At 71.7% G+C, this 24,827-nt stretch carries 22 protein-coding genes; 9 read left to right on the top strand and 13 right to left on the bottom strand.

From position 1 onward, the window contains the following. The first annotated feature begins 141 nt into the window (after positions 1-141). The 3 genes from B7W94_RS04550 to B7W94_RS04540 are packed head-to-tail and all read left to right on the top strand — an operon-like array spanning position 142 to position 3,091. Positions 142-1,251, top strand: coding sequence for a heme/hemin ABC transporter substrate-binding protein (locus tag B7W94_RS04550; protein ID WP_085604776.1), 1,110 nt, complete (start codon positions 142-144; stop codon positions 1,249-1,251). After that, positions 1,248-2,321: a FecCD family ABC transporter permease gene (locus tag B7W94_RS04545; protein ID WP_085604773.1), complete on the top strand. Its 1,074-nt coding sequence runs from the start codon at positions 1,248-1,250 to the stop codon at positions 2,319-2,321. The genes B7W94_RS04550 and B7W94_RS04545 overlap by 4 nt, the downstream gene beginning before the upstream one ends. Beyond that, a complete protein-coding gene (locus B7W94_RS04540) occupies positions 2,318-3,091 on the top strand; it encodes a heme ABC transporter ATP-binding protein (protein WP_374209016.1) in 774 nt (257 codons plus the stop codon). Before B7W94_RS04545 ends, B7W94_RS04540 begins: the two co-directional genes overlap by 4 nt. On the opposite strand, the gene B7W94_RS04535 is transcribed toward B7W94_RS04540, so the two are convergent. Beyond that, positions 3,088-3,456: a sterol carrier family protein gene (locus B7W94_RS04535; protein WP_085604767.1), complete on the bottom strand. Its 369-nt coding sequence runs from the start codon at positions 3,454-3,456 to the stop codon at positions 3,088-3,090. The two genes, B7W94_RS04540 and B7W94_RS04535, sit on opposite strands and share 4 nt — an antisense overlap. A gap of 49 nt (positions 3,457-3,505) precedes the next feature. Between B7W94_RS04535 and B7W94_RS04530 the strand changes: the two genes are divergently transcribed. Together B7W94_RS04530 and purD are read left to right on the top strand one after the other, a co-directional pair. Next, entirely contained in the window at positions 3,506-4,180 is a 675-nt protein-coding gene (locus B7W94_RS04530; protein WP_085604764.1) for an NUDIX hydrolase, read from the top strand. Between the two features lie 47 nt (positions 4,181-4,227). Further along, positions 4,228-5,505 carry a phosphoribosylamine--glycine ligase gene (purD, locus tag B7W94_RS04525; RefSeq protein WP_085604761.1) on the top strand — a complete coding sequence of 426 codons (1,278 nt, stop codon included), beginning with the start codon at positions 4,228-4,230 and terminating at the stop codon, positions 5,503-5,505. An 88-nt stretch (positions 5,506-5,593) separates the two neighbouring features. On the opposite strand, the gene B7W94_RS04520 is transcribed toward purD, so the two are convergent. From B7W94_RS04520 to B7W94_RS04505, 4 genes are all read right to left on the bottom strand, one after another. Continuing rightward, positions 5,594-6,322, bottom strand: coding sequence for an amino acid ABC transporter ATP-binding protein (locus tag B7W94_RS04520; protein WP_085604758.1), 729 nt, complete (start codon positions 6,320-6,322; stop codon positions 5,594-5,596). Then, complete coding sequence (locus tag B7W94_RS04515) at positions 6,319-7,803, bottom strand: amino acid ABC transporter substrate-binding protein/permease (RefSeq protein WP_139833245.1); 1,485 nt, start codon at positions 7,801-7,803, stop codon at positions 6,319-6,321. The genes B7W94_RS04520 and B7W94_RS04515 overlap by 4 nt, the downstream gene beginning before the upstream one ends. 147 nt (positions 7,804-7,950) lie before the next feature. Next, entirely contained in the window at positions 7,951-9,483 is a 1,533-nt protein-coding gene (locus B7W94_RS04510; RefSeq protein ID WP_085604755.1) for a DHA2 family efflux MFS transporter permease subunit, read from the bottom strand. Then, the gene (locus tag B7W94_RS04505; RefSeq protein WP_367379561.1) at positions 9,480-10,094 is read right to left on the bottom strand and encodes a PadR family transcriptional regulator; all 615 of its coding nucleotides are present in this window, start codon (positions 10,092-10,094) and stop codon (positions 9,480-9,482) included. Before B7W94_RS04505 ends, B7W94_RS04510 begins: the two co-directional genes overlap by 4 nt. Positions 10,095-10,301: 207 nt before the next feature. Between B7W94_RS04505 and B7W94_RS04500 the strand changes: the two genes are divergently transcribed. Next, positions 10,302-11,177: a phosphoribosylaminoimidazolesuccinocarboxamide synthase gene (locus B7W94_RS04500; RefSeq protein ID WP_025105721.1), complete on the top strand. Its 876-nt coding sequence runs from the start codon at positions 10,302-10,304 to the stop codon at positions 11,175-11,177. Positions 11,178-11,277: 100 nt separating this feature from the next. Next, complete coding sequence (locus tag B7W94_RS04495) at positions 11,278-12,633, top strand: uracil-xanthine permease family protein (protein WP_062766125.1); 1,356 nt, start codon at positions 11,278-11,280, stop codon at positions 12,631-12,633. A 662-nt stretch (positions 12,634-13,295) separates the two neighbouring features. Here B7W94_RS04495 and B7W94_RS04490 read toward each other — a convergent pair. The 5 genes from B7W94_RS04490 to B7W94_RS04470 are packed head-to-tail and all read right to left on the bottom strand — an operon-like array spanning position 13,296 to position 19,403. After that, positions 13,296-15,011, bottom strand: a complete 1,716-nt coding sequence (locus B7W94_RS04490) for an acetyl/propionyl/methylcrotonyl-CoA carboxylase subunit alpha (protein ID WP_085604752.1) — start codon at positions 15,009-15,011, stop codon at positions 13,296-13,298. Further along, positions 15,008-16,558, bottom strand: a complete 1,551-nt coding sequence (locus B7W94_RS04485; RefSeq protein WP_025103972.1) for an urea amidolyase family protein — start codon at positions 16,556-16,558, stop codon at positions 15,008-15,010. The genes B7W94_RS04490 and B7W94_RS04485 overlap by 4 nt, the downstream gene beginning before the upstream one ends. Next, positions 16,558-17,358, bottom strand: a complete 801-nt coding sequence (locus B7W94_RS04480) for a putative hydro-lyase (RefSeq protein WP_085604749.1) — start codon at positions 17,356-17,358, stop codon at positions 16,558-16,560. The genes B7W94_RS04485 and B7W94_RS04480 overlap by 1 nt, the downstream gene beginning before the upstream one ends. A gap of 1 nt (position 17,359) precedes the next feature. Beyond that, on the bottom strand, positions 17,360-18,124 hold the full coding sequence (locus B7W94_RS04475) for a LamB/YcsF family protein (RefSeq protein ID WP_025103974.1): 765 nt from the start codon (positions 18,122-18,124) through the stop codon (positions 17,360-17,362). Between the two features lies 1 nt (position 18,125). Then, complete coding sequence (locus tag B7W94_RS04470) at positions 18,126-19,403, bottom strand: NRAMP family divalent metal transporter (RefSeq protein WP_025103975.1); 1,278 nt, start codon at positions 19,401-19,403, stop codon at positions 18,126-18,128. Between the two features lie 160 nt (positions 19,404-19,563). Here B7W94_RS04470 and B7W94_RS04465 point away from each other — a divergent pair, with 160 nt between their 5' ends. Then, on the top strand, positions 19,564-20,220 hold the full coding sequence (locus tag B7W94_RS04465) for a GntR family transcriptional regulator (RefSeq protein ID WP_025103976.1): 657 nt from the start codon (positions 19,564-19,566) through the stop codon (positions 20,218-20,220). 14 nt (positions 20,221-20,234) lie between these two features. Here the strand turns inward: B7W94_RS04465 and B7W94_RS04460 are convergent, their stop codons facing one another. Beyond that, positions 20,235-20,903, bottom strand: a complete 669-nt coding sequence (locus tag B7W94_RS04460) for a TetR/AcrR family transcriptional regulator (protein ID WP_085604746.1) — start codon at positions 20,901-20,903, stop codon at positions 20,235-20,237. 475 nt (positions 20,904-21,378) lie between these two features. On the opposite strand from B7W94_RS04460, the gene B7W94_RS04455 reads away from it, so the two are divergent. Then, entirely contained in the window at positions 21,379-22,188 is an 810-nt protein-coding gene (locus tag B7W94_RS04455; protein WP_085604743.1) for a M57 family metalloprotease, read from the top strand. 83 nt (positions 22,189-22,271) lie between these two features. Here B7W94_RS04455 and B7W94_RS04450 read toward each other — a convergent pair whose 3' ends face one another. Both B7W94_RS04450 and B7W94_RS04445 read right to left on the bottom strand, forming a co-directional pair. Further along, the gene (locus B7W94_RS04450) at positions 22,272-23,267 is read right to left on the bottom strand and encodes a LacI family DNA-binding transcriptional regulator (RefSeq protein WP_025103979.1); all 996 of its coding nucleotides are present in this window, start codon (positions 23,265-23,267) and stop codon (positions 22,272-22,274) included. 128 nt (positions 23,268-23,395) lie between these two features. Continuing rightward, complete coding sequence (locus B7W94_RS04445; RefSeq protein WP_172400063.1) at positions 23,396-24,826, bottom strand: GH1 family beta-glucosidase; 1,431 nt, start codon at positions 24,824-24,826, stop codon at positions 23,396-23,398. Position 24,827 lies beyond the last annotated feature (1 nt).

Below are 24,827 nucleotides of genomic sequence, written 5' to 3'. Positions count from 1 at the left end.
CGCGATCGATCGCGCGCCCCTGCGGCACCGCACGGCAGTCGGGCGAGGGTGGACTTTGGTTAGGCTTGGCTAAGCAAGCCGCCGATCCCGAGCGTAGAGGGGTGCCAGTGAGGGCGTCAAGTTTTAGGATAGCCTTGCCTAATGCAACGCGCTCCTGCCCTGCTTCTCGCCGCCGCGCTGGCCCTCGGACTGGCCGCGTGCGCCGGGTCGGACTCCGGCCCCGGGTCGGCAGCACCCCCTGTCGACGACGGCTGCCCGCAGGCCTCGACTCCTCTCGCCGATCTGGACCTGGTCGCCGACGTGCGCGCAGCGACGGGCCCCTCGACCGCGTGCCTCGCGAGTCACGCGGTCGCGCCCGTCGATGACGACACCGCCCCGGCGCTCCCGGTCACCGTGACCGACAGCGAAGGCCGCGAGGTCGAGATCACGGACGTCGATCGCATCCTCCCGATCGACATCTCCGGCACGATCGCCGCCACGGTGTTCGCGCTCGGGCTCGGCGATCAGGTCGTCGGACGTGACGCGTCCACGCAGTTCCCCGGCACCGAGGATCTCCCGGTCGTCACCAAGACCGGGCACACGCTCAACCCGGAGGCCATCCTCGAACTGGCCCCGACCGTCGTGCTCACCGACACCACGATCGGCCCGAAGGAGGTCCGCCAGCAGCTCCGGGATGCGGGCATCGCGGTCGTCGTCATCTCCAGCGACCGCCGGATCGACACCACCGACGCGCTCGTGACGGAGATCGCCACGGCCCTCGGCGTCCCGACGCGCGGCGCGGCGCTCAGCGCCCGCCTCGACGCCGAGCTCGACGCCGCCATCGTGGAGATCGCCGACGTCACCCCGTCCGCCGCGGCGGACCGCGCACGCATGCTCTTCCTGTACGTACGCGGGAGCGCCAACGTGTACTACATCTTCGGCGAGGACTCCGGGGCGGACTCCCTCATCGATGCGGTCGGCGGTGTCGACGTCGCGGAGGAGATCGGCTGGGAGGGCATGAAGCCGATGACCGCGGAAGCACTCGTCGCCGCGCAGCCCGACGTGCTCGTGATGATGACGGACGGGTTGGAATCGGTGGGCGGCGTCGACGGGCTCATCGAACGCATCCCCGCCATCGCCGAGACCCCCGCAGGAGCGCATCGCCGCGTGATCGACATGGCGGACGCCGAGATCCTCAGCTTCGGCCCCCGGTCGGCCGACGTGATCAGCGCCCTCGCGCGGGCCCTGTACGCGCCGGAACCCGCCTCGTGACCGGCGAGGTCGTCACCCCGACGCCGACCCGGCATCGGGGACTGCGCTTCGCGACGGTCGTCATCGCCCTCGTCATCGGCCTTCTCGTCACGGGCGTCGCGTCGATCACCAGCGGGCAGTACGACCTGTCGCCGACCGCGCTCCTGGACGTCCTCCTACGCGGCCTCGGCATCGACACCGCCGGGACTCCGGCCGCGGCGACCGACGACGGCGTGATCTACAACCTCCGCCTCCCCCGACTGGTCCTCGGCCTGCTCGTCGGCGCCGCGCTCGCGGTCTCCGGCGTGCTCATGCAGGCCATCTTCGGCAACCCTCTCGCGGACGCCGGCGTCGTCGGCGTCTCCTCCGGCGCGGCGCTCGGAGCGGCAGCCAGCATCACGTTCGGCCTGGCCACCTTCGGCATGTGGACCACGCCCGCCTTCGCCTTCCTCGGGGGTCTCGCGGCCGTCTTCTCCGTCTACCTCCTGAGCCGCTCCGGCGGTCGCACCGAAGTGGTCACGCTGCTGCTCACCGGCATCGCGATCAACGCCATCGCCGGCGCCGGCATGGCCTTCCTCACGTTCCTCGGTACGACCTCGACGCGCGAGCAGATCGTGTTCTGGCAGCTCGGCTCGCTGAACGGCGCCCTCTGGTCGAACATCCAGCTCGTCGCGCCGCTCGTTGCGATCGGGATCGTCGTCGCCCTGATCGTGGCGCCGGGTCTGGATCTCTTCGCCCTCGGCGAGCGCACCGCCCGGCATCTGGGCGTGCCGGTCGAGCTGCTGCGGATGGTCGTGATCGTCACGGTGGCACTGCTCGTCTGCGCCGCGGTCGCCTTCGCGGGGATCATCGGGTTCGCGGGCCTCGTCGTGCCCCACCTGATGCGCATGCTGATCGGCCCCGCACACCTCCCGCTCGTGATCGCCTCCGCCCTCGGCGGCGCGCTCCTCATCGCGGCCGCCGACCTCGTGGCACGCACGGCGGTGCCGCTCGCGGACCTCCCCATCGGCATGATCACGTCCCTCGTGGGCGGCCCGTTCTTCCTCTGGCTCCTCGTGCGGACGCGGCGGCGGTCGGGAGGATGGGCGTGAGCCCGCGCCTGCGGGGCCAGGGGCTCACGGTGCGGGTCGGGGACGGACGCACCATCCTCGACGACGCGGCCATCTCCATCCACGCCGGCGAGGTGCACGCCCTCGTCGGGCCGAACGGCGCGGGCAAGTCCACCCTGTTCGGCGTGCTCGCGGGGGACCTCGCTCCGGTGTCCGGCACCGTCCTCCTCGACGGCCGTCCGGTCGCGGGTGTCCGTCCCCGCGACCTCGCCCGGCAACGCGCCGTGCTGCTGCAGGAGAACGCCGTCACCTTCCCCTTCACGGTCGAGCAGGTCGTGCGGATGGGACGCACGCCGTGGGCGCGGAGCCCGGCCGCCGAGGAGGACGGCAGCGCCGTGGCGGCGGCGATGGCGACGACCGAGGTCAGGGCGCTGCGGGAGCGCTCCGTCTCCTCGCTCTCCGGCGGTGAGCGCGCGCGGGTGGCGCTGGCCCGCGTGCTCGCCCAGGACACCGGGATCCTGCTGCTCGACGAGCCGACGGCGGCCCTGGACCTGAAGCATCACGAAGACGTCATGCGGGTGATCCGGAGCCGGGCGGAGGCCGGGGTCGCGGTCGCGGTCGTGCTGCACGACCTCAACGCCGCTCTCGCGCACGCCGACCGCGTCACTCTGCTCGCGGGCGGTCGGGTCTCCGCCACCGGCACGCCGGCCGAGGTCCTCACGGCCGCACGGATCGAGGAGGTCTACGGGCAGCCCGTCGATGTGTTCCCGCACCCGCACACCGGGGTACCGCTCGTCGTGGCCCGGCGCTAGGGGCGCAGCGGGAGGACTCCGGTGAGATCCGCACGCGTGCCCGAGGCGTGGATGCGCCCGGCCGTCGCGGCGTCCGCCCATGCCTCCGTGCCGGTGGCGACCGCGATCCAGGTGGCGGCGTCCATCTCCACCACGTTCGGCGGAGTCCCACGGGTATGCCGCGGCCCTTGGATCACCTGCACGGCTCCGAACGGCGGGACGCGCACCTCGACGCTGTTGCCCGGCGCCTTCTCGTCGAGCAGCTGCAGCAGGTAGCGCACCGCGGTGGCGAGCTCCGGCCGCGCCGCCTTCGTCCCCGCGGCCTCGGCGTCGCGCACGGCACCGAGCGCCGCGCGTCCCTCGACGATGTCGATCTTCCTGGCCATCCCCCCACCCTAGATCCGCCGCGGCGGTCCCGGTCATAAGCTCGATGGCATGAGCATGCATCCCCAGGGCGCCCGCGCCGAGCTGCTCGCCGCCGCGGCCGACCACTCCTGGAGCGTGCCGATCCCTCCGCTCGCGGATCCGGGCCGCGCCCATGACGCCTCGGTGCTCATGCTCTTCGGCGTCCTCGATCGCATCCCCGCACCGACCGTCGATGCGGCCGTCGCGCGCGACCTCGACGTCCTGCTGCAGCGTCGCGCCCCGACCCTCTCCTCGCATCCGGGCCAGGTCTCCTTCCCCGGCGGGCGCGCCGAAGCGGCCGATGCCGACGCGGTCGCCACGGCGCTGCGCGAGGCCGAGGAGGAGACCGGCCTCGATCCCGCGGGAGTCGAGGTGCTCGCCACGCTCCCCGTGATCCCCCTCGCCGCGAGCAACCACCTCGTCACCCCGGTGCTCGCCTGGTGGCAGTCGCCGTCGCGCGTCGTCGCCGTCGACCACGCGGAGACCGTCGAGGTGTTCCGCGTCCCCGTCGCGCAGCTCCTCGACCCTGCGACCCGCTTCACCTCGACCCTGTCCCGTGCCGGGCGCACGTTCCGCGGGCCCGCGTTCGACGTCGACGGCACGATCGTGTGGGGCTTCACCGCCATGGTGCTCGACGCCCTGTTCGACGCCACCGGCTGGACCGTGCCCTGGGACACGGCGGACGAGCGTCCCATCGAGCTCTGACCGGGACCCACCGAAACCCCGCGCACGCGCCTCGATAGGCTGGACGGGTGAAGATCCTCGTCCTCGGTTCCGGTGCCCGTGAGCACGCGATCATCCTGGCGCTGCGCGCCGAGTCCCCCGCGCACGAGATCCTCGTCGCCCCCGGCAACGCCGGCATCGCGCAGGACGCGACACCCGTCGCCCTCGACCCGCTCGACGGCGCCGCGGTCACGGCCTTCGCGAACGAGCACGCGGTCGGCCTCGTCGTCATCGGCCCGGAGGCCCCTCTCGTGGCGGGCGTCGCGGACGAGCTCCGCGGCCGCGGCATCCCCGTCTTCGGGCCGGGCAAGGCCGCCGCGCAGCTCGAGGGCTCCAAAGCCTTCGCCAAGCGCGTCATGGACGCCGCCGGCGTGCCGACGGGCCGCGCGGTCCGCGCCGCCACTGTCGCCGAGGTCGAGGCCGCGTTCGACGACCTCGGCGCCCCCTACGTCGTCAAGGCCGATGGGCTCGCTGCGGGCAAGGGCGTCATCGTCACCTCCGACCGCGCCGAGGCCCTGGCCCACGCGGAGCAGTACCTCCCGGCCGGTCCCGTCCTCGTCGAGGAGTTCCTGTCCGGCCCCGAGGTCTCGCTGTTCTTCCTCAGCGACGGCGACACCGTGCGCGCGCTCAGCCCGGCACAGGACTTCAAGCGGGCCCTCGACGGCGACGCCGGCCCCAACACCGGCGGCATGGGGGCGTACTCGCCGCTGCCCTGGCTCGCGGAGCAGTTCGGCAGCGAGCAGGCGTTCGTGGAAGAGGTCACCCGCGACGTCGCCCTCCCGGTCGTCCGGCAGCTCGACGCGGAGGGGACCCCGTTCATCGGCCTCCTCTACGCCGGGCTCATCCTCACCCCGCAGGGCGTGCGCGTGATCGAGTTCAACGCGCGCTTCGGCGACCCGGAGACCCAGGTGGTGCTGCCGCGACTGGAGACCCCGCTGTCCCAGCTCCTCTTCGCCGCCGCCTCCGGCACGCTCGAGGACCAGCCGGAGCCCGTGTTCCGCGATGAGGTCGCGATCACCGTGGTCCTGGCGAGCGAGGGGTACCCGGAGGCGCCGCAGACCGGGCGCCCGATCGAGGGTCTGGACGAGGCCGCCGCCGTGGAGGGCGTCCGCCTGGTGCACGCCGCGACCGCGAGCCCCGACGCCCCGGGGGGTTCGCTCATCGCGACGGGTGGCCGTGTGCTGAACGTGGTCGCCGTGGCCCCGGACTTCCGCACCGCCCGCGACCGCGCCTACGACGCCCTCGGCCGCATCCGCCTCGAGGGGTCCCACCACCGCACCGACATCGCTGCCCGCGTCGCTGACTGACCCACTGCTCGGCGACCGTCCCCGTTGAAGTAGCGCGAATGGCTGCATCCCGACCGGGGATGCAGCCATTTGCGCGACTCGAACGGGGTCAGAGGACCTTGGACAGGAAGTCCTGGAGGCGCTCGTTCTTGGGGGCGCCGAACAGGTCGGTGGGAGTGCCCTCCTCGACCACGACGCCGCCGTCCATGAAGACCGTGCGGTCGGACACCTCGCGCGCGAAGCCCATCTCGTGAGTCACGAGCACCATGGTCATGCCACCCTCGGCGAGGTCGCGGATGACCTGCAGCACCTCGCCGACCATCTCCGGGTCGAGAGCGCTGGTGGCCTCGTCGAACAGCATGATCTCCGGGTCCATCGCGAGTGCACGGGCGATGGCCACGCGCTGCTTCTGACCGCCGGAGAGCGACGCGGGCTTCGCGTCCGCCTTCTCCGACAGGCCGACGCGCACGAGCAGCGAGCGGGCGCGGTCGCGGGCCTCGACCTTCGTCATGCGGCCGAGCTCGACCGGGGCGAGCGTGATGTTCTCCAGCACGGTCATGTGCGGGAACAGGTTGAAGTGCTGGAACACCATGCCGATGCGCTGGCGCACCTCGTCCAGCTTCACGCTCTTGTCGGTGAGGTCGACCCCGTCGATGATCACGTGCCCCGACGTCGGCTCCTCGAGCTTGTTGAGGCAGCGCAGCAGCGTCGACTTGCCCGAGCCGGAGGGGCCGATCACGGCGATGACCTCTCCGTCCTCGACCGTGAGATCGATGCCCTTGAGCACCTCGTTGTCGCCGAACGACTTGTGCAGGTCCCTGACCTCGATCTTGCTCATGCGTTGGCCTTCCTCTCCAGGCGGTTCGCGAGCAGCGTCAGGAGCGTGATCACGACGAAGTAGATGATGGCGACGATCGTCAGCACCTGTGCCGAGAGATACGTCGAGGCGATGATCTGACGCGAGACGAACGTCAGCTCGGCGAGACCGATGACGCTGATGAGCGATGTGTCCTTCAGCGTGATGATGCCCTGGTTCACGAACGACGGGATCATGATCCGGAATGCCTGCGGCAGCACGACCTTGCGCATCGTCTTCCAGTGGCTGAGGCCGAGCGAGCGCGATGCCTCCGCCTGACCGGGGTCGACGGCCTGGATGCCGCCGCGGATGATCTCCGTCATGTACGCACCGGTGTTCAGCGACAGGGTGATCGCACCGGCCACGAACGGGTCGAACTTCAGGTCGGGGATCAGCTGCGGGATGGCGAAGAACACGAAGAACGCCTGGATCAGGATCGGGGTCCCGCGGAAGACGTAGACGTAGGCCGTCGCGATCCAGCGGAACGGCGCGAACTTCGACAGGCGTCCGAAGCCGAAGATGATCCCGAGGATGAACGCCGCGATCACCGCGACGATCGTGGCGAGGATGGTGAGCCACAGACCCTGCATGAGGGCCGGCCAGTACTTCACCGCGACCGAGATGATGTCGGTGGGCTGCGCCTCCTGCGCGTCGTCACCCGTCGCGAGGTAGGTGTCCACGATCTCGTCGTACTCGCCGGAGTCCTGCAGGTTGGCGAGGCCGGCGTTGAACATCTCCAGGAGCTCGGCGTTCTCGCCCTTGTTCACCGCGAAGCCGTACTCGCCGCCGAGCGCGGGCTCGCCGACGAGACGGAAGCCCGACCCTTGCTGGATGCCGTAGGCGAGCACGGGGAAGTCCTCGAAGTAGCCGACGGCCTGTCCGGCCTTGACCGCATCGACCATGTCGGTCGTGTCCTGGTAGGGCGTGATCCGGAAGCCGTACTCGTCGACGTTCTCCTCGGCGAAGGTCTGCCCCTGGGTGCCGGTCTTCACCGCGACGGTCTTGCCGTCGAGGTCGTCGAGGGATTCGATGTCGCTGGACTCGAGCACCCCGAGCTGCACGCCGCTGGTGAAGTACGGGTCGCTGAAGTCGAAGGTCTGCTGACGCTCCTCGGTGATCGACATCCCGGCCATGACGGCGTCGACCTGGTTCGACTGCAGCGCCTGCACCGCGGCGTCGAAGCCGAGCTGGCGGATCTCGACCTCGAAGCCCTGGTCCTCCGCGATCGCGCGCAGGAGGTCCATGTCGATGCCGACCAGGTCGCCGGACTCGTTCGTGAACTCGAACGGGGCGAAGGTCGTGTCGGTGCCGATGACGTAGGTCTCGCCGTCGTCGGCCGCGGTGGCGGGCGCGGCTCCGGCGAGCAGCGCTCCGGCGGCGACGAGCGCGGCGAGAGCGGTCGCGCCGGCGGTGCGGCCGAACCGCCGCAGACGGCTCGGCGGAGAGGATGGATGGCGGCTCACGTCGAGTGCTCCTCGGGGTTCGGTAGGGCGGCCCGGCGGCCGCCGACCATCCACCCTAACCCCGCTCCTCCCGCGCACCGGAATCTCGGCGCGACCCCGAACAGCGCCGGAACCCGCGTGGATACCGGCGTGTCGGGGTCATCGCGGTCACGCCGGAGGGGTCGCGGCGGCGGCCCCGTCCTTCCGATCCTGCCCGCGGAGGAACAGCGAGGCGACCAGCGCGATGAGGATGACGCCGGCGGGCAGCAGCAGGGTCTGGGACATGCCTGCCGCGAAGCCCTCGGCGACCTGCCGCGGCAGCGCGCCGCTCCCGGTGCCGGCCGGAGCGTCGGCCAGACCGGGGAGGTTCGCCTCCAGCCGCGACTGCATGAACGCGGCGATCGAGGCGGAGCCGATGACCGAGCCGATGGTGCGGGTGGTGTTGTAGATGCCCGCACCGGCGCCGGCCTGCCGCGGCGGCAGCTTGCGCGTGGCCGTGGTCGCCAGCGGCCCCCACATGCCCGCGTTGCCGATGCCCATCAGCGCGGACGGCAGCAGGAACATCAGGATCGGGGTGTCCATCGTGGTCAGGGCCGAGTACCAGACCAGGGCGCCGGCGACGCAGAGCAGACCGGGGACGAGGATGATGCGCGGGTCGACGCGGTCCAGGATCTTCCCGGCGACCGGGGCGAGCACGCCCGACAGCACGGCCATCGGGATGAGCAGCATCGCGGCCTCGGTCGGGGTGAGCCCGCGCGCGGTCTGCAGGAAGAACATCATCGGCAGCGACATGCTCGTGACCGTGAAGCCGACCGCGGCGATCGCCACGTTCGCGCCGGAGAAGTTCCGGTCGCGGAAGAGGGCGAGGGGCACGAGGGGCTCGCTGCGGGTGCGCGCCTGCTGCACGATGAAGAGCGCGAGCACCACGACGCCGGCGATGATGAGGCCCCAGACCGAGATCGGTCCCGCGATGGTCCCCCAGTCGTACTTCTCGCCCTCCTGCAGCCCGAAGACGATGAGGAACAGCGCGACGGCGCTGAGCACGACGCCGACGAGGTCGAACCGGTGCGGGTGGGTCTTCAGCTTCGGCACGAGGATCCACGCGAGCACGAATGCGACGACGCCGACGGGGAGGTTGACGAAGAAGATCCACTCCCACCCGAAGCCGTCGACGAGCAGACCGCCCGCGAGGGGGCCGACGAGCGTGGCGACGCCGGCCGTGGCACCCCACAGGCCCATCGCCGCGCCGCGGCGGTTCGGCGGGAAGGTGCGGGTGATGACGGCCATGGTCTGCGGCGTCATGAACGCGGCGCCGAACCCCTGCACCGCGCGGGCCGCGATCAGGCCCTCGAGCGTCGTCGACAGTCCGCACCAGAGCGAGGCGAGGGTGAAGACCGCGAGTCCGATGAGGTAGATGTTCTTCGGGCCGAAGCGGTCGCCGAGTCGTCCGGTGATGAGCAGCGGCACGGCGTAGGCGAGGAGGTAGGCGCTGGTGACCCACACGACGTTGTCGAGGTTGTTCGTGTCGGGGTCGAGCGCGGCCTTGATCGCCGGGTTCGCGACGGACACGATCGTGGTGTCGACGAGGATCATGAAGAACCCGATGACGAGCGCCCAGAGCGCCGGCCACGGACTCTTCGGCGCGTGACCGGCGGCGAAGGGCCCCGTCTCGGGCCCCGAGGTCTGGCGGGAATCGGTCATTGCTGTGCAGCCTTTCGCTGAGCGCGGTAGCGGTCGGTGTCGTCGAAGGCGTCGGGGCCCCAGCGGAGCTCGTCGCCGTCGAGGCGGGTGAGGAGGGTGTCGAGCCAGCGGAGCTCGGCATCGAGCAGCGCCTCCTGCCGCTCGATCTCGACGAGGACCTGCGGCGGGACGCCCTTGGTGCGGGCGGCGGCGAGGCCGTCGTGGTGCAGCGCGTACGAGGCGACGAGGGCCTCCCGTCGCTCCTGCAGCAGCGCGACGGCGTCGTCGCGGTCGAGGTTGTGCGACTCGGCGAGCGCGACGCGGGCCTCGGTCTCGCGGTCGATGCGCGGGAGGGCACGACGCACCCACGCGACCACCGCCTCCCGGCCGGTGTCGGTGAGGGTGTAGGTCGTCCGCTCCGGTCGGTTGCCCTCGCGGTCCGTGCCGACCTCGTCGAGCAGACCGGCCCGCTGGAGCCGGGCGACCGTGTGGTACAGCGTGCCGTTGGTGACGGTGATGAGCCGGTCGTCGTGACGCGCGCGGAGCAAGCGGACCATCTCGTACGGGTGCATGTCGCTCTCGCGGAGCAGCGCGAGCACCATCACTCCGAGCGGCGTGAGTCCCGCCACCACATCCCTACTCTTCCCCACGCCTCTCCCCCCTGTCCCCTGCTCTGTCGCCCCGTCGAATAGTCCACATGGACTATACACCCGCCCTTCCTCCGCCGAGACCCCGGTTTCCCGCCGAGACCCCGGGGTCGCGGCGCGCACACCCCGGGGTCTCGACGCGAACGCGGGGTCTCGGCGCGGAAGAACACGCATCACCGGGATAATGGGCGGGTGAGCACACCGTCCGCAGGAAACGCGCAGGCCATCCCCGGGTGGCGACACCTCTACTCCGGAAAGGTCCGCGACCTCTATGCCTCGGAGGACCCGGCCGACACCCGCATCCTCGTCGTCGCGTCCGACCGGGTGAGCGCCTTCGACGTCGTGCTCTCCCCCGGCATCACCGACAAGGGCGCCCTGCTGACGCGCCTCAGCCGCTGGTGGTTCGCCCAGCTCGACGTGCCGAACCACCTCACGGACGGCGACCTGCCGGAGGAGGTGGCCGATCGCGCCATGCTCGCCCAGTCGCTCGAGATGCTGCCGATCGAGTGCGTCGTGCGCGGGTACATCACCGGCTCCGGCTGGGCCGAGTACCAGGAGCACGGCACCGTGTGCGGCATCGCCCTGCCGGAAGGGCTGCAGAACGGCGACCGCCTGCCCGAGCCGCTGTTCACCCCGGCCTACAAGGCGCCGATGGGCGAACACGACGAGAACATCACGTTCGACCGGGTCGTCGAGCTCGTCGGGGCGGACCGGGCGGCCGAGCTCCGCGACGCCTCGCTCGCGATCTACCGCCGGGCCGCGGCCATCGCCGAGGAGAAGGGCCTCATCCTCGCCGACACGAAGTTCGAGTTCGGGACCGACGCCGACGGCACCCTCCGCCTCGCCGACGAGGTCCTCACGAGCGACTCCTCCCGGTACTGGGACGCCGAGGCCTGGCGCACGGGGTCGACCCCGGCGGAGCGGATGGCAAGCTTCGACAAGCAGATCGTGCGCGACTGGCTCGCGGCGAACTGGGACAAGCAGGGCGAGCCCCCCGTGCTACCCGAGGAGGTCGTGGCCCGGACGGCCGCCCGCTACCGCGAGCTCATCGACCGCCTCGGAGCCTGACGCCGCGCTCCCCGCCGCCTCCGGGCGCACAGGGAAAACTCAGGAATCGGTAGTGTTGCTCCAGCACTCCGCCCCCGATCCCGAACCCTGAGGAGCCCGCATGGCTTTGTGGAAGCTGCACGGAAACGGCCGCACCGTCGAGCCCGGCGCCGTCGTCACCCCCGAGGAACGTCTGTCCTGGCCCGCGACCATCGCCATCGGCGCCCAGCACGTCGTCGCCATGTTCGGCGCCACGTTCCTCGTGCCGACGCTCACCGGCTTCCCCGTGTCGACCACGCTGCTCTTCAGCGGCATCGGCACGCTGCTCTTCCTCCTCATCACGAAGAACCAGCTGCCGAGCTACCTCGGCTCCTCGTTCGCCTTCATCGCCCCCATCACCGCGGCCGTCGCGGCAGGCGGCACCGGCTCGGCCCTCGCGGGCGTGGTCGCGGTGGGCGTTCTCCTCGCGGTCGTCGGACTCGTCGTGCAGTTCGTCGGCCTCCGCTGGGTCGATGCCCTGATGCCCCCGGTCGTCGCCGGCGCCATCGTCGCGCTCATCGGCTTCAACCTCGCCCCCACCGCCTGGAGCAATTTCGCGCTCGACCCCGTGACCGCCACGATCACCCTCGTCGCGATCATCCTCTTCGCGGTGCTCTTCCGGGGCTTCCTCGGCCGCATCTCGATCTTCCTCGGCGTCGCCGTCGGCTTCATCTGGGCCGCGTTCAACGGCTCGTTCGAGGTGCCCAACCCGCTCCGTGGCGACAAGACCCCGGCGGAGCTCATCGCGGACGCCCCCTGGATCGGCCTCCCGCACTTCCAGTTCCCGGACTTCGTCGAGCCGGGGACCTGGTCGACCATCGCGATGTTCCTGCCCGTCGTGCTCGTGCTCATCGCGGAGAACGTCGGTCACGTGCGCGGCGTCGCGACCATGACGGAAGACCCCGCGATCAACCGCCACACCGGTCGCGCCCTCATCGCCGACGGTGTCGCCACGACCATCGCCGGCGGCTTCGGCGGCTCGGGCACCACGACCTACGGCGAGAATATCGGCGTCATGGCCGCGACCCGCGTGTACTCCACCGCCGTGTACTGGGTGGCGGGTCTGTTCGCGATCCTCCTGGCGTTCTCGCCCAAGGTCGGCGAGGTGTTCAACTCGATCCCCGCGGGCGTGCTCGGCGGGGCGACGACGGCGCTCTACGGCCTCATCGGGATCATCGGGATCAAGATCTGGGTGGACAGCCGGGTCGACTTCTCGCGTCCGGTCAACCAGTACACCGCGGCGGTGTCCCTCGTGATCGGCATCGCCGGGTTCACGATGCAGCTCGGCGACTTCGCCTTCGGCGGGATCGTGCTGGGGACGGTCGCGGCGCTGCTGATTTACCACCTGGGCAACCTCATCGCCCGGGCGCGGAAGACCGGTGCCGACGACCCGAAGCCCCTCGAGCCCGTCGGCCCTCTCGGCGGCGACCCCGCGTAGGTCCCGCCCCGGCCCCTGAAGCGTGCGGGACGGCTTTCGCCCCTCCCGCACTCCGCGGAGGCCCGTTTTCGCACTCGCACCGGGTGCCGGACGGGTGCGCGAGCCCGAGGCATTCACGGCCCGGATCGGCCTTGGTCGGCCGCGTCGCGTGCGGGATCGAAATGGGGCCCTGCCGGGCTGCGGGAGGGCCGGTTTTGCACTCTCCAGACAGGAACATCCGGCCCGCGCGGTGCGCGCGGGTCCGGCCCCCACGGTGCGGGGTCGAAAAGGGGCGCCCCCGGCGGGTGGGAGGGGCGTAACCGCACTCGCACGCGAGGACCTTCGCGGGCCAGAGGGGGCGGGATCAGAAACGGGCGTGCCCGGTACATGGGGGGAACGTCATCGCACTCGCACGCGGGAGACGTTTCCTAGTCAGAGGGGGCGGGATCAGAAACGGGCGTGCCCGGCGGGTGGGAGGGACTTAATCGCACTCGCACACGGGAGACATTCCCGGGTCGGAGGGGCGGGATCGGAAACGGGCGTGCCCGGCGGGCGGGAGGACCGTATTCGCACTCTCACGCGGGGGCGCTGCCGGGGTCAGAGCATGCGGGATCGGAAAGGGGCGTCGGAGGGGTGCGGGAGGGGTTTTTTGCACTCCGCACGGGCGGGGCGGGCGGGCGGGGTCAGGCGATCGTGGCGAGGAGGGCGTCGGCAGAGAGGGTCGCGCCGGCGTCGGCGCGCGGGGTGAGGGTGCCGGCGCGGTGCGCGGTGACCGTGGTCTCCATCTTCATCGCGTCGAGCACGGCCACCGGGTCCCCCTCGGCCACCGTGGCCCCGTCGTCGACGAGCCAGCGGACGAGCGTGCCCGGCGCGGGGACCCGCAGCTCGGAGGGGTCCGCCGAGGGCACGGGTGCCGTGACTTCTCCCGCCGAACGGCCGATGCCCGCCAGCAGCTCCGCGGGCAGACCGAGCATCACGCGGCGGCCGTCGATCTCCACCGGGAACCGCTGCAGCCCGGAGACCGGGGCGACCGCGGGGCGCGGCTGTGCCTCCAGCACCGGGAGCAGCACGGTCTCGATCCACTGGGTGTGCACGGCGAAGGTCGCGGTCGCGAACGCGGGGTCGTCGATGGCACGGAGGTCGAACGGGATCACGGTCGCCGGACCCTCGACGGCGAGCTCCCGCAGGGCCCGACGCGCACGGACGAGAGCCGCGTCCCGGGTGTCCGCGTGCACGATGAGCTTCGCGATCATCGAGTCGAACGCGGGCTGCACGGTGTCTCCGGCCTCGATGCCGCTGTCCCACCGCACGCCGGGTCCACCGGGGATGCGCAGGCCGTCCACCCGTCCGGGGCTGGGCAGGAACCCGCGGCCGGGGTCTTCGGCGTTGATGCGGAACTCGAACGCATGCCCGGTCGGCGCCGGGGTCTCGGTGAACGACGGCCCCTCGCCGAACGCGATACGGAACTGCTCGCGGACGAGGTCGGTCCCGGTGACCTCCTCGGTCACGGGGTGCTCCACCTGCAGCCGGGTGTTCACCTCGAGGAACGAGATCGTGCCGTCCGCGGCGAGGAGGAACTCGACCGTGCCGGCGCCGCGGTACTGCACCTCGGCACAGATCGCCCGTGCCGCGTCGTGGAACGCCGTCCGCTGCGCCGCCGTCAGACCGGGCGCAGGAGCCTCCTCGATGAGCTTCTGGTTGCGGCGCTGCATCGAGCAGTCGCGGTCGCCCACGACGACCACGCCGCCGCGCCCGTCGCCGAGCACCTGCACCTCGATGTGCCGCGGACTCTCCAGGAAGCGCTCCACGAAGCACTCCCCGCGGCCGAACGCGGCGGTCGCCTCGCGGGTGGCCGCGTCGAACGCGTCGGCGACCTCCGACAGCTCGCGGACGACCTTGAGCCCTCGGCCTCCGCCGCCGAACGCGGCCTTGATGGCGATGGGCAGACCGTGCTCCTCGGCGAACGCCACCGCCTCCTGCGGCCCGGACAGCGGCTGATCCGTGCCCGCGGCGAGCGGGGCGCCGACGCGCTGCGCGATCCGGCGCGCGGTCATCTTGTCGCCGAGCGCGTCGATGCTCTCCGGCGACGGCCCGATCCACACGAGTCCGGCGTCTTCGACGGCCCGCGCGAAGGCAGCACTCTCGGACAGGAAGCCGTAGCCGGGGTGCACGGCGTCGGCGCCGCTGCGGCGAGCCGCGTCGATCAGCGCCTCGATGGACAGGTACGTCGTCGCCGCGGTGTCGCCGTCGAGGCCGATCGCCTCGTCCGCGAGCCGCACGTGAAGGGCATCCGCGTCCTGATCGGCGTAGACGGCGACCGACGTGTAGCCGGCTTCGGCGCACGCGCGGATCAGGCGTACCGCGATCTCGCCGCGGTTGGCGATCAGCACAGAGGTCATGAGGTCTCCTTGACGGTGAAGCGCACCCGTACGCCCGGCGGGAGCTGAGCGGCGAGGTCGAGGCTGCGGTCGGTGAGGGCACCGATGATGGGATAGCCGCCGGTGAGCGGATGATCGGGGAGGAAGAGCACGGGCTGGCCGTCCGGCGGCACCTGGATGGCCCCGGTCACGGCGCCTTCGCTCGGCAGCTCGCCGCCGACCGCGCGTTCCAGGGGCACGTCGCCGTGCAGGCGGATGCCCACGCGGTCGGAGCGCGGCGTGACCGTCCACTCCTGCCCGGTGAGCGCGTCGAGGCCGGCAGCGGTGAACCAGTCGTCGCGGGGCCCGAGCGTGATCTCCAGCGTGGCCAGCTCCCCGGCTGCGGGAAGGGCGCGCGGCACCGGATCCGGCTCCACGGCGGCCACGGCGGCAGCCCCGATCGGAAGGAGATCGCCGGCGGCCAACGGCGCGGGACCCAGCCCGGCGAGCGTGTCGGTCGCGCGGCTGTCGAGCGCCGCAGCCGGAGCGAAGCCGCCGCGGACGGCGATCACGGACCGGAGACCGCGCTCGGGATGGCCCAGCGTGAGCTCGTCGCCGTCGACGGTCGCGAACGGCACGCCGGGGAGGAGCGTGCGCTCGATGCCGTCGGCGTCGGTGAGCGTGAGCGAACCCGTGGCCCCGGTGACGGCGGCCACACCTGCGCCGTGGAAGCGCAGCACGGCCCCGCCGACGCTCTCCAGCACAGCCGCCGCCGGCGTATTGCCCACGGCCCGGTTCGCCGCGTGCATCGCGACACGATCGGCGACGCCGGAGGCCGAGACGCCCAGCGCCGCGAAACCGGGGCGTCCCGCGTCCTGCACGAGGAGCTGCAGCGACGGTCGCACGACCTCGACCGCCGGACCGTCCCCGCGACGGGCGACCCGCGTCGCGTCGGCCGATGCCGGCGACGCCGCGACCGACTCCCGCTCCGCACGCACGAAGCGCACGCGGCGGCCCGGCGCGAGCAGAGCCGGCGGGTCGCGATCGATGTCCCACATCTCCAGGGCGGTCCGGCCGATGAGCTGCCAGCCGCCGGGGCTCTCCCGCGGATACACGCCGCTGAACGCCCCGGCGAGGGCGACGGAACCGGCGGGCACCCGGGTGCGGGGCGACGACCGCCGCGGCACGTCGAAGAGAGGGTCGCCGCTCACGGCATAGCCGAAGCCGGGAGCGAAGCCGGAGAAGGCCACGCGCCAGTCGGCGGCGAGGTGACGGGCCACCAGTTCCTCCGCCGAGACGTCGAGGAGCGCGGCCGCCTCGTCCAGATCCTCCCCGTCGTAGCGGACCGGGATGGTGACCTCGCCCGCGTCGGGCAGCGCCGCAGCGTCGACCTCGGTCGCGGCGAGCGCCTCGGCGAGCGCGGCGGCCGAGGTGCGGTGCGGGTCGAAGCGCACGAGCACGGTGCGGGCACCGGGGATGCGCTCCAGGACACCGGGCACGTCGCTCCATGCGAGATTCAGCCGCATGGCCTGCTCGAGGTCGTCCGCCTCGACGAGCAGCGCGCTGTCGGAGGCCGTGAGGATGCGCATCAGACCCGGTACTCCGCATCCGGCACATCGGTGATGAACATGTAGCCCGGGGCGTGGGTGACGGCGAACGGCGGCTTCGACGCCATGATCGCCGCCTGCGGGGTCACGCCGCACGCCCAGAACACGGGGATCTCGCCGGGGCGGATCTCGGGGGCGTCCCCGAAGTCCGGCGCCATCACATCGGCGATACCGAGCGACGCCGGGTCGCCGATGTGCACGGGCGCACCGTGCACCGCCGGGGTGCGCCCGGAGATCTGCACGGCATCGGCCACGCGGTCCGCGGGGATCGGACGCATGGAGACCACCATCTCGCCGCGCAGCCGTCCGGCCGGGGAGCAGTCCACCGCCGTGCGGTACATCGGCACGTTGCGCCCGAGCTCCTGATGGCGGATCGGGATCCCGGCCTCGACGAGCCCCGTCTCGAACGTGAAGCTGCAGCCGATGAGGAAGGCGACGAGGTCGGGATGCTCGTCCCACGCCGCCGTCGCGTCGGACACCTCCTCCACGAGCTCGCCGTCCCGCCAGATGCGGTACCGCCCGATGTCGGTGCGGATGTCGCTGCCCGGCGCGAGCCGCGACTCCACCTCCCCCTGCTCGATCACCTCGAGGACGGGGCAGGGCTTCGGGTTGCGCTGCGCGTAGAGGAGGGTCTCGAAGGCCCAGTCCGCGGGCACCGCGATGAGGTTCGCCTGGGTCAGCCCCGGGGCGACGCCGCTGGTCGGCGCGGAGTGGCCGACGCGGTGCGCCGCACGGGCGGCCCGGGCGTCGGCGAGCTGGGCGGGAGTCGCGAGCACGGCCATGTCAGACTCCGGCGAACGGGGCGATCGTGATGCCCTCCGCCTGCAGCAGGCGCTTCGTCTCCGCCGCCATCGCGACCGAGCCCGGGCTGTCGCCGTGCACGCAGATCGACTGCGCGGACACGGCCACGTCGGTGCCGTCGATCGCCCGGATCACGCCGTCCGCGGCCAGGCGCACCATCCGCTCGGCCACCGCGGTGGGGTCGTGCAGCACGGCCCCCTCCTCGGTGCGGGAGACGAGCTGACCGTCCGGCTGGTAGGCGCGATCGGCGAAGGCCTCCGCGGCGACCGCGAGTCCTGCTCGTTCGGCGACGTCGAGCACGACGCCGCCGGCGAGGCCGAGTAGCACGAGCGAGGGGTCGATCGCCTTGATGGCCGCCACGACGTCCTTCGACTGCCGCTCGTCGCGGGCGATGGTGTTGTAGAGCGCCCCGTGCGGCTTGACGTAGGAGACCCGCCCACCGACCGCGGCGGTGAGCCCGAGGAGCGCACCGAGCTGGTACTCCACGTGCGCCTGCAGCGTGGCCGAGTCGATGTCGACCTTCGTGCGCCCGAAGTTCTCGTAGTCGCGGTACCCGGGGTGGGCGCCGATCACGACGCCGCCGGCGACGGCCGCGGCCAGGGTCTCGCGGATCCCCTCCGGGCTGCCCGCGTGGAACCCGCACGACACGTTCGCGCTCGTGACGATCTCGAGCATGCTCGCGTCGTCGCTGACGATCCGGTCGGGGACATTCTCGCCGAGGTCCGAGTTCAGGTCGATGGTCGCCATGTCACGCTCCGATTCCGAGGAAGGCGAAGATGGGGCCGATCGAGACGGCGCCCATGTACCAGGTGAGGGCGGTCACGACGGTGCCCGCGATGAGCAGCCACATCGGGTACTTCCGGTCGCCGAGCAGGTCGCGGCGGAACCAGCCGATGTACATGAACACCGTCAGCCCGATGGGGAGGATCAGGCCGTTGAAACCGCCGACGAAGACGAGGATCGCGGCCGGGGCCGTGCCGATCGCCAGGTAGACCGCCAGCGACACGACGATGAACGCGACGGTGGCGAGCTGCAGCGGCCAGCCCCCGCGGAGCTTGGCGGTGAAGGTCGAGAGGAAGGTCGCCGAGGTGTACGCGGCGCCGATGACCGAGCTGATCGCGGCGGCCCAGAAGATCGCGCCGAAGATCCGCAGACCGGCGTCGCCGAGCACCGCACCGAATGCCTGCCCTGCCGGGTTGGCGGCCTGCGAGGAGAGGTCGAGCGCCACGCCGGAGGCCACCACGCCGAGGATCGCGAGGAAGAGCACGTAGCGCATGATGCCGGTCACGAGGATGCCGTTGGCGGCGGCGCGCATGACGGGCTTCGCGTACTGCGGGCCCACGTGGCCGGAGTCGAGGTAGCGGTGAGCGCCGGAGTAGGTGATGTAGCCGCCGACCGTGCCGCCGACGATCGTCGTGATGGTGGCGAAGTTGAGCTGGTCGGGCACGAAGGTCTGGCGCAGGGCGTCGCCGATGGGCGGCTGGGCGATGAGGGCGACGACGAGGGTCATCACGATCATGCCGACGCCGAGGATGATGAGGACGACGTCCATCACCTTGCCGGCCTTCTTCACGAGGAAGATGATGATCGCGAGGGCCGCCGTGAGCGCGCCGCCGAGCTTCGGATCGATGCCGAGGAGGGCGTTCAGGCCCAGGCCGCCGCCGGCGATGTTGCCGATGTTGAACGCGAGCCCGCCGATGACGACGAGGACGGCGATGACGTGGCCGGAGAAGGGGATGGCGCTGTTGGCGAGCTCGCCGGCCCGCTTGCCGGACGAGGTGATCATGCGCCAGATGTTCAGCTGCACCGCGATGTCGACGAGGATCGACACGAGGATGGCGAACGCGAACGCGGCTCCCATCTGGGCGGTGAACGTCGCGGTCTGGGTGATGAAGCCGGGGCCGATGGCGCTCGTCGCCATGAGGAAGATGGCGCCGATGACGGCACTGCGGCCGGCGCGCTTCTTCGCGTGGGCGGCACGGGCTTCGTCCTCGGGGGTGAGAGCGGGGGCGGACTGCTCGGACATAGGGGGGTCCCATCGTCGTTGGTGGGTGTCGGGTGACCCCCAGTGTAGAACGGACAGAACCTGATTGTTCAACAATCATGTTTCCGTCGTGCTACAGCGCGGTTGCTTTCGTGTGATCATCGGCACGATCTCCCGCACCGACCGCGCCTACGATGAAGGCATGAACCAGCAGGGCCCGCTCGCCGACGTGCTCCGTCAGCGCATCATCGACGGCGACGTCGCCCCGGGCTCCCGGCTGTCGGAGTCGTCGCTCGCTGAGAGCTTCGACGTGTCGCGCAACACCCTGCGCGAGGCGTTCCGGGTGCTCGCGGAACAGGGGCTCGTCGCGCACATCCCGCACCGCGGCGTCTCCGTGGCCTCTCCCACGATCGCCGACGTCATCGACATCTACCGCGCCCGCCGCGTCATCGAGTGCACGGCTCTGCGGCAGTCCGAGCCCGAGCATCCGGCCGTCCAGCGCATGACCGACGCGGTCGCCGCGGCCGAGGCCGCCGTCGCCGGCGTCTCGGCCGACGACGCGTCCGCCTGGCGCGCGGTCGGCAGCGCGAACATGGCGTTCCACGTCGCGCTCGTCGATCTCGCCGACAGCCCGCGTCTCGCCCGCACCTACCGGAACGTCGCGGCGGAGCTGCGCCTCGCGTTCCTGAAGATCGACGACCCCCGCGCGCTGCACGAGCCGTTCGTCCGGAAGAACCGCGCCGTCCTCGACACGTTCCTGACCCGGGGCGCCGAGGCCGGGGCCGCCGAGTTGGAGCGGTACCTCGTGCAGTCGGAGCGGGTCGTGCTCGGCGCGTTCGCGCGGATGCACCTCGACTGATCCGGGTCCGCGGCTCAGGACGCGTCGGTCCGCAGCGCCGCCGTGGCCCGCGGCCGGGGTTCGCCCTCGTGCGGCGTCGGCAGCCCAGGCAGCGCGGCGGTCGGCTCGGGCAGACCGTACCGGCGGTGCAGCCAGCGCCGCGCGTCCTCGAGCGGATACGTGTCGCCGAAGACGCAGTACTTCACGAACACCCCCTCCAGGGTGCTGCGGAGCATGACCTCCTCCAGCGCCGGATCCTCGGCGCCTCGGGCACGGAACACCGCGCGCACGGCATCCTCGGCGGCCGTCGCGCCGTCCGCATAGCGCTGCTCCGACTCCGCGAACAGCCGATGCGTCAGCGGCTGCTGCTGCATGGCGAGCACCGCGCGCTGCAGAGGCATCGCGAAGGCCGTCGCGCCGATCGCCCCGTCGATGATCGCGGCGAGCATCTCGTCGGGCGTGCCCTCGACCTGCGCGAACCCCAGCACCGTCTCGAACCACCGGTCGATCACCGCGGCGACGAGCTGGTCCTTGCCGCCGAAGTGGTAGTTCACCAACCCCTGGGCGACGCCGGCGCGACGCGTGATCTCGGCGATGCCCGCCCCGGCGACGCCGCGCTCGCTGAAGACCTCGATCGCCGCCTGGAGGATGTTCTCGCGTGCGCGCTCCCGCGCCGCACGGTTCTGCGCATCCGATCGCGCCATGCGGTGTCCACCTCCCGGGTCGTCCGGCGGAATTCCCTCACGGGCCGTCTCGGGATAGATTAATCACTGAATGCTCGTTCAACCTATGGAGGGTGCGAGCACTCGCGGCGCGGGGGTTCGCCGCAGCGGGCCACGGACGCGTCTTCCGCCGATGGAGGGGGTGGCGGAGACGCGTCCGTGGTCATCCTCGACCTCCGGCCTACGACGAGGGACCGACGACCAGGCCCGGGCGTCGACCGCCGGTGCCGACGTCCGGCCGAGCCACGGCGGCACCTTCGACGGCGACGGATGCGGCCGATTCCTGACCTGAGTGCAGAAAGCGGGCGACGGGCCGTGTCGCGCCTTGACCCCGTCGAAATCGCGCGGTTAGCGTGAGCGGGCTTCGGCCCCTCGGTGGCAGCGATGCTCACCGTTCCGGCCGGAGTCCGCTCGCTCACCGGGCGCGCGGCACCGCTCAGATCGAAGAGGATCTTCCATGCGATTCACCAGAAAACTCGCGCTCGCCGCCACCGCGGCGGCCGCGCTCAGCCTCAGCGCGGTCATCCCCGCCACGGCCGCGTCCCCCGACGACTCCGCGCCCTCGTACCAGGAGTTCGCGGCGTCGACCTATCGGGACATCGACGGCGCCTACGTCGTCAACGGCGATGAGGTGATCTCGAACAAGAAGGAGCTGCGCGCGTTCTACGACCGGCTGATCGGCCCGGAGACCCGCACCGACGGCCTCATCGTCAACACGGTCAACAACATCGACGACAAGTGGTCCGCCTCCCAGGTCGCCAACCTCACCTACTGCGTGAGCACGAAGTTCGGCAGCCGTCACGCCGACGTCGTCCGAGCGATGGAGGGCGGCGCCGCACTCTGGGAGTCCGCGTCCTCGAAGATCGACTTCCGCTACGTGAGCAGCGCCGACGCCAACTGCACCACGCGGAACAACGCCGTCGTCTTCTCCGTCGAGCCGGTGGCCACGACGCAGTACATCGCCCGCGCCTTCTTCCCCAGCACGCCGGCCCGGCAGCAGAACGTCCTCATCGACGACTCGATCTGGAGCGCCGGAGCGTGGACCCCGACCAACGTGCTCGGCCATGAGCTCGGCCACGTCCTCGGCTTCCGCCACGAGCACACCCGCCCGGAGGCGGGCACCTGCTTCGAGGACAACAACTGGCGTCCGCTCACGCCGTACGACTCGTCGTCGATCATGCACTACCCGCAGTGCAACGGCAGCTCGGCCGATCTGTCGATGACCAGCGTCGACCGCAGCGGCGTCGTCTCGCTCTACGGGAACTGACGCCCTCGTCGGACCCGTTCCGGCACCACCGAGGCCCGGTCGTTCCGCGACCGGGCCTCACCCGTGTCCGCGGTCGGTGCGGCTCAGGCGGAGCCGCGGACGACGAGCTCGGTCGGCAGGATGGTCGTCCGAGGCGGATCCTCGCCGGCAAGCCGGGAGAGCAGCACCTGCGTCATCGCCTCGCCCTGGGCGTACATGGGCTGGCGCATGGTCGTCAGGGGCGGGTCGGTGCTGAGGGCCACCGAGGAGTCGTCGAAGCCGACGAGCGCGATGTCCTCCGGCACCCGCACCCCGGCGGCGCGGAGGGCCATGAGCGCCCCGCGGGCCATGAGGTCGCTGGCGACGAAGATCGCGTCCGGCCGCCCTTCCGCGAGCAGACGGCGGGCGGCATCGGCTCCGCTCGCCTCGCTGTAGTCGCCCTCCTCCTCCGCGAAGGGGGTCAGCCCCGCGGCGGCGAGCGCGGCGCGGAACCCCTGCACGCGGTCGGTCGACGACGGCATCGTGAGCGGACCGGAGATCGTGGCGATGCGGGTGCGTCCGATGTCGACGAGGCGCTGCGTGGCCGCCCGTGCCCCGGCGACGTTGTCGACGTCGACCACGTAGTCGCCTTCGGCCCGGCGCACCGGACGGCCGCCGTAGACGACGGGGACCGCGTCGGCGATCCGGTCGACGAACGCGTCGCTCGTGTGGTGCGACACGATGAGCGCGCCGTCGACGCCGCCGTTGCGCACGAAGCTCGTCATCTTGTCGCCGGGGTCGTCGCTCGCGATCAGCAGGTTCAGGAGGTAGTCGGAGCTGCGGAGCGCGCCGGTGATGCCGGCCACGATCGCCGCGAAGAACGGGTCGCCGAAGAAGCGGGTCGTGTCCTCGGGGACGATGAGGGCGATCGCGTGCGTCTGCCGGGAGGCGAGCGAGCGCGCGGCACGGTTCGGAACGTAGTTGAGCTCGTCGATCGCGGCGCGCACGGCGGCGAGCGCTTCCGGGCTGACCGCGGTCGACCCGTTGACGACGCGCGACACGGTCGACCGGGACACGCCGGCGGCCGCTGCGACCTCCTCGATGGTCGCGCGGGGCGACATCATCGCTTGCTCTCTTCCATCGCCCCATTCTCATCCACCCGGAGCCAGGCCGTGAAAATCCCCGCTTCGAGTCGCCCGATTGGTCCCATTTCGGCCGCAGATGGGACCAATCGGGCGATTCGAACGGGTCAGAGGGACCGGGCGGCGATGATCCGGGCGTACTCGCGGCCGGAGTCCTTGACCGTCCGCTCCTGGGTGTCGTAGTCCACGCGGACGATCCCGAAGCGCTTGTCGTAGCCCCAGGCCCACTCGAAGTTGTCGAACAGGGACCAGTAGAAGTAGCCGCGGACGTCCACGCCGCTGTCCCTGGCGTCCAGCACGGCGTCGAGGTGCGCGCGCAGGAACGCGGTGCGGTCGGCGTCGGGCACCCGCGTCTCCCCGTCCTCCACCAGGACGGTGTCGTCGTAGGCCGCGCCGTTCTCCGTCACCGAGAGGACCACACCCGCGGGCTCGGCGTACTCAGTCCAGAGCCGCTGCAGGAGTCGCGTGAGTCCCTCCGGCTGGACCTCCCAGCCCTGGGCGGTCCGCGGCAGTCCGCGCTCGACCGCGTGGATGCCCTCGTGCGAGGGATACGGGCTCCGCGTCACGTGCGCCGTCTCCGGGCCGCTGGACACCGCCGCGTCGTCGGGCCCCGTGCCGGACACGAGGTCGCCGTGGTAGTAGTTCACGCCCTGTGTGTCGATGCGCTGGGCGATCGTGTCGAGGTCGCCCTCGTGCACCGCGGCCTCGAACCGCGCCACGGCCTCGGGGTCCACCGCGCGGATGTCCTCCACGGTGTCGGCGGGGTAGGCACCGCGGTAGATGGGGTCGAGGAACCACCGGTTGAACTGGCCGTCCAGCCGCCGGGCCGCGTCGACATCCGCGGGGTTCTGCGGGTCGGCGGGGTCGGCCACCGTGTGGTTCAGCGTGATGCCGAGGTTGAGGGAGGCGTCGCGGCCGCGGAGCTCCCGCACCGTCGCACCGTGCGCGAGCAGCAGGTGGTGCGAGGCCAGCAGCCCCTCGGCGACGCTCGTGTGCCCTGGCGCGTGCTCGCCCCCGGTGTAGGAGAGGAAGGACGAGCACCACGGCTCGTTCAGGGTCGTCCACACGTTCACGCGGTCGCCGAGGGCGTCGTGCATGGTGCCCGCGTACTCCAGGAAGCGCTCGACGGAGTCGCGGTTCGTCCAGCCGCCGACCTCCTGCAGGGCCTGGGGCATGTCCCAGTGGTACAGCGTGAGCCAGGGCAGGATGTCGGCCGCGAGGAGCTCGTCGACGAGGCGGCTGTAGAAGTCGACCCCCGCCTGGTTGACCGCGCCGCCGTCGGGGCGCACGCGCGACCACGAGGTGGAGAAGCGGTACGTCTGGAGGCCGAGCTCCTTCATCAGCGCCACGTCCTGCGGATACCGGTGGTAGTGGTCGCACGCCACATCCCCGTCGTCGCCGCCGACCACGGCCCCCGGCACCCGGCAGAAGGCGTCCCAGATGGAGGCCGTCCGTCCGTCCTCGAAGGCGGCGCCCTCGATCTGGTAGGCCGCGGTCGCCGCGCCGAAGAGGAAGTCCGAGGGGAAGGCACGCGTCATA

The organism is Microbacterium sp. LEMMJ01 (assembly GCF_002114135.1).
Lineage (GTDB): Bacteria > Actinomycetota > Actinomycetes > Actinomycetales > Microbacteriaceae > Microbacterium.
This window is presented reverse-complemented; position numbering and strand designations above follow the sequence as displayed.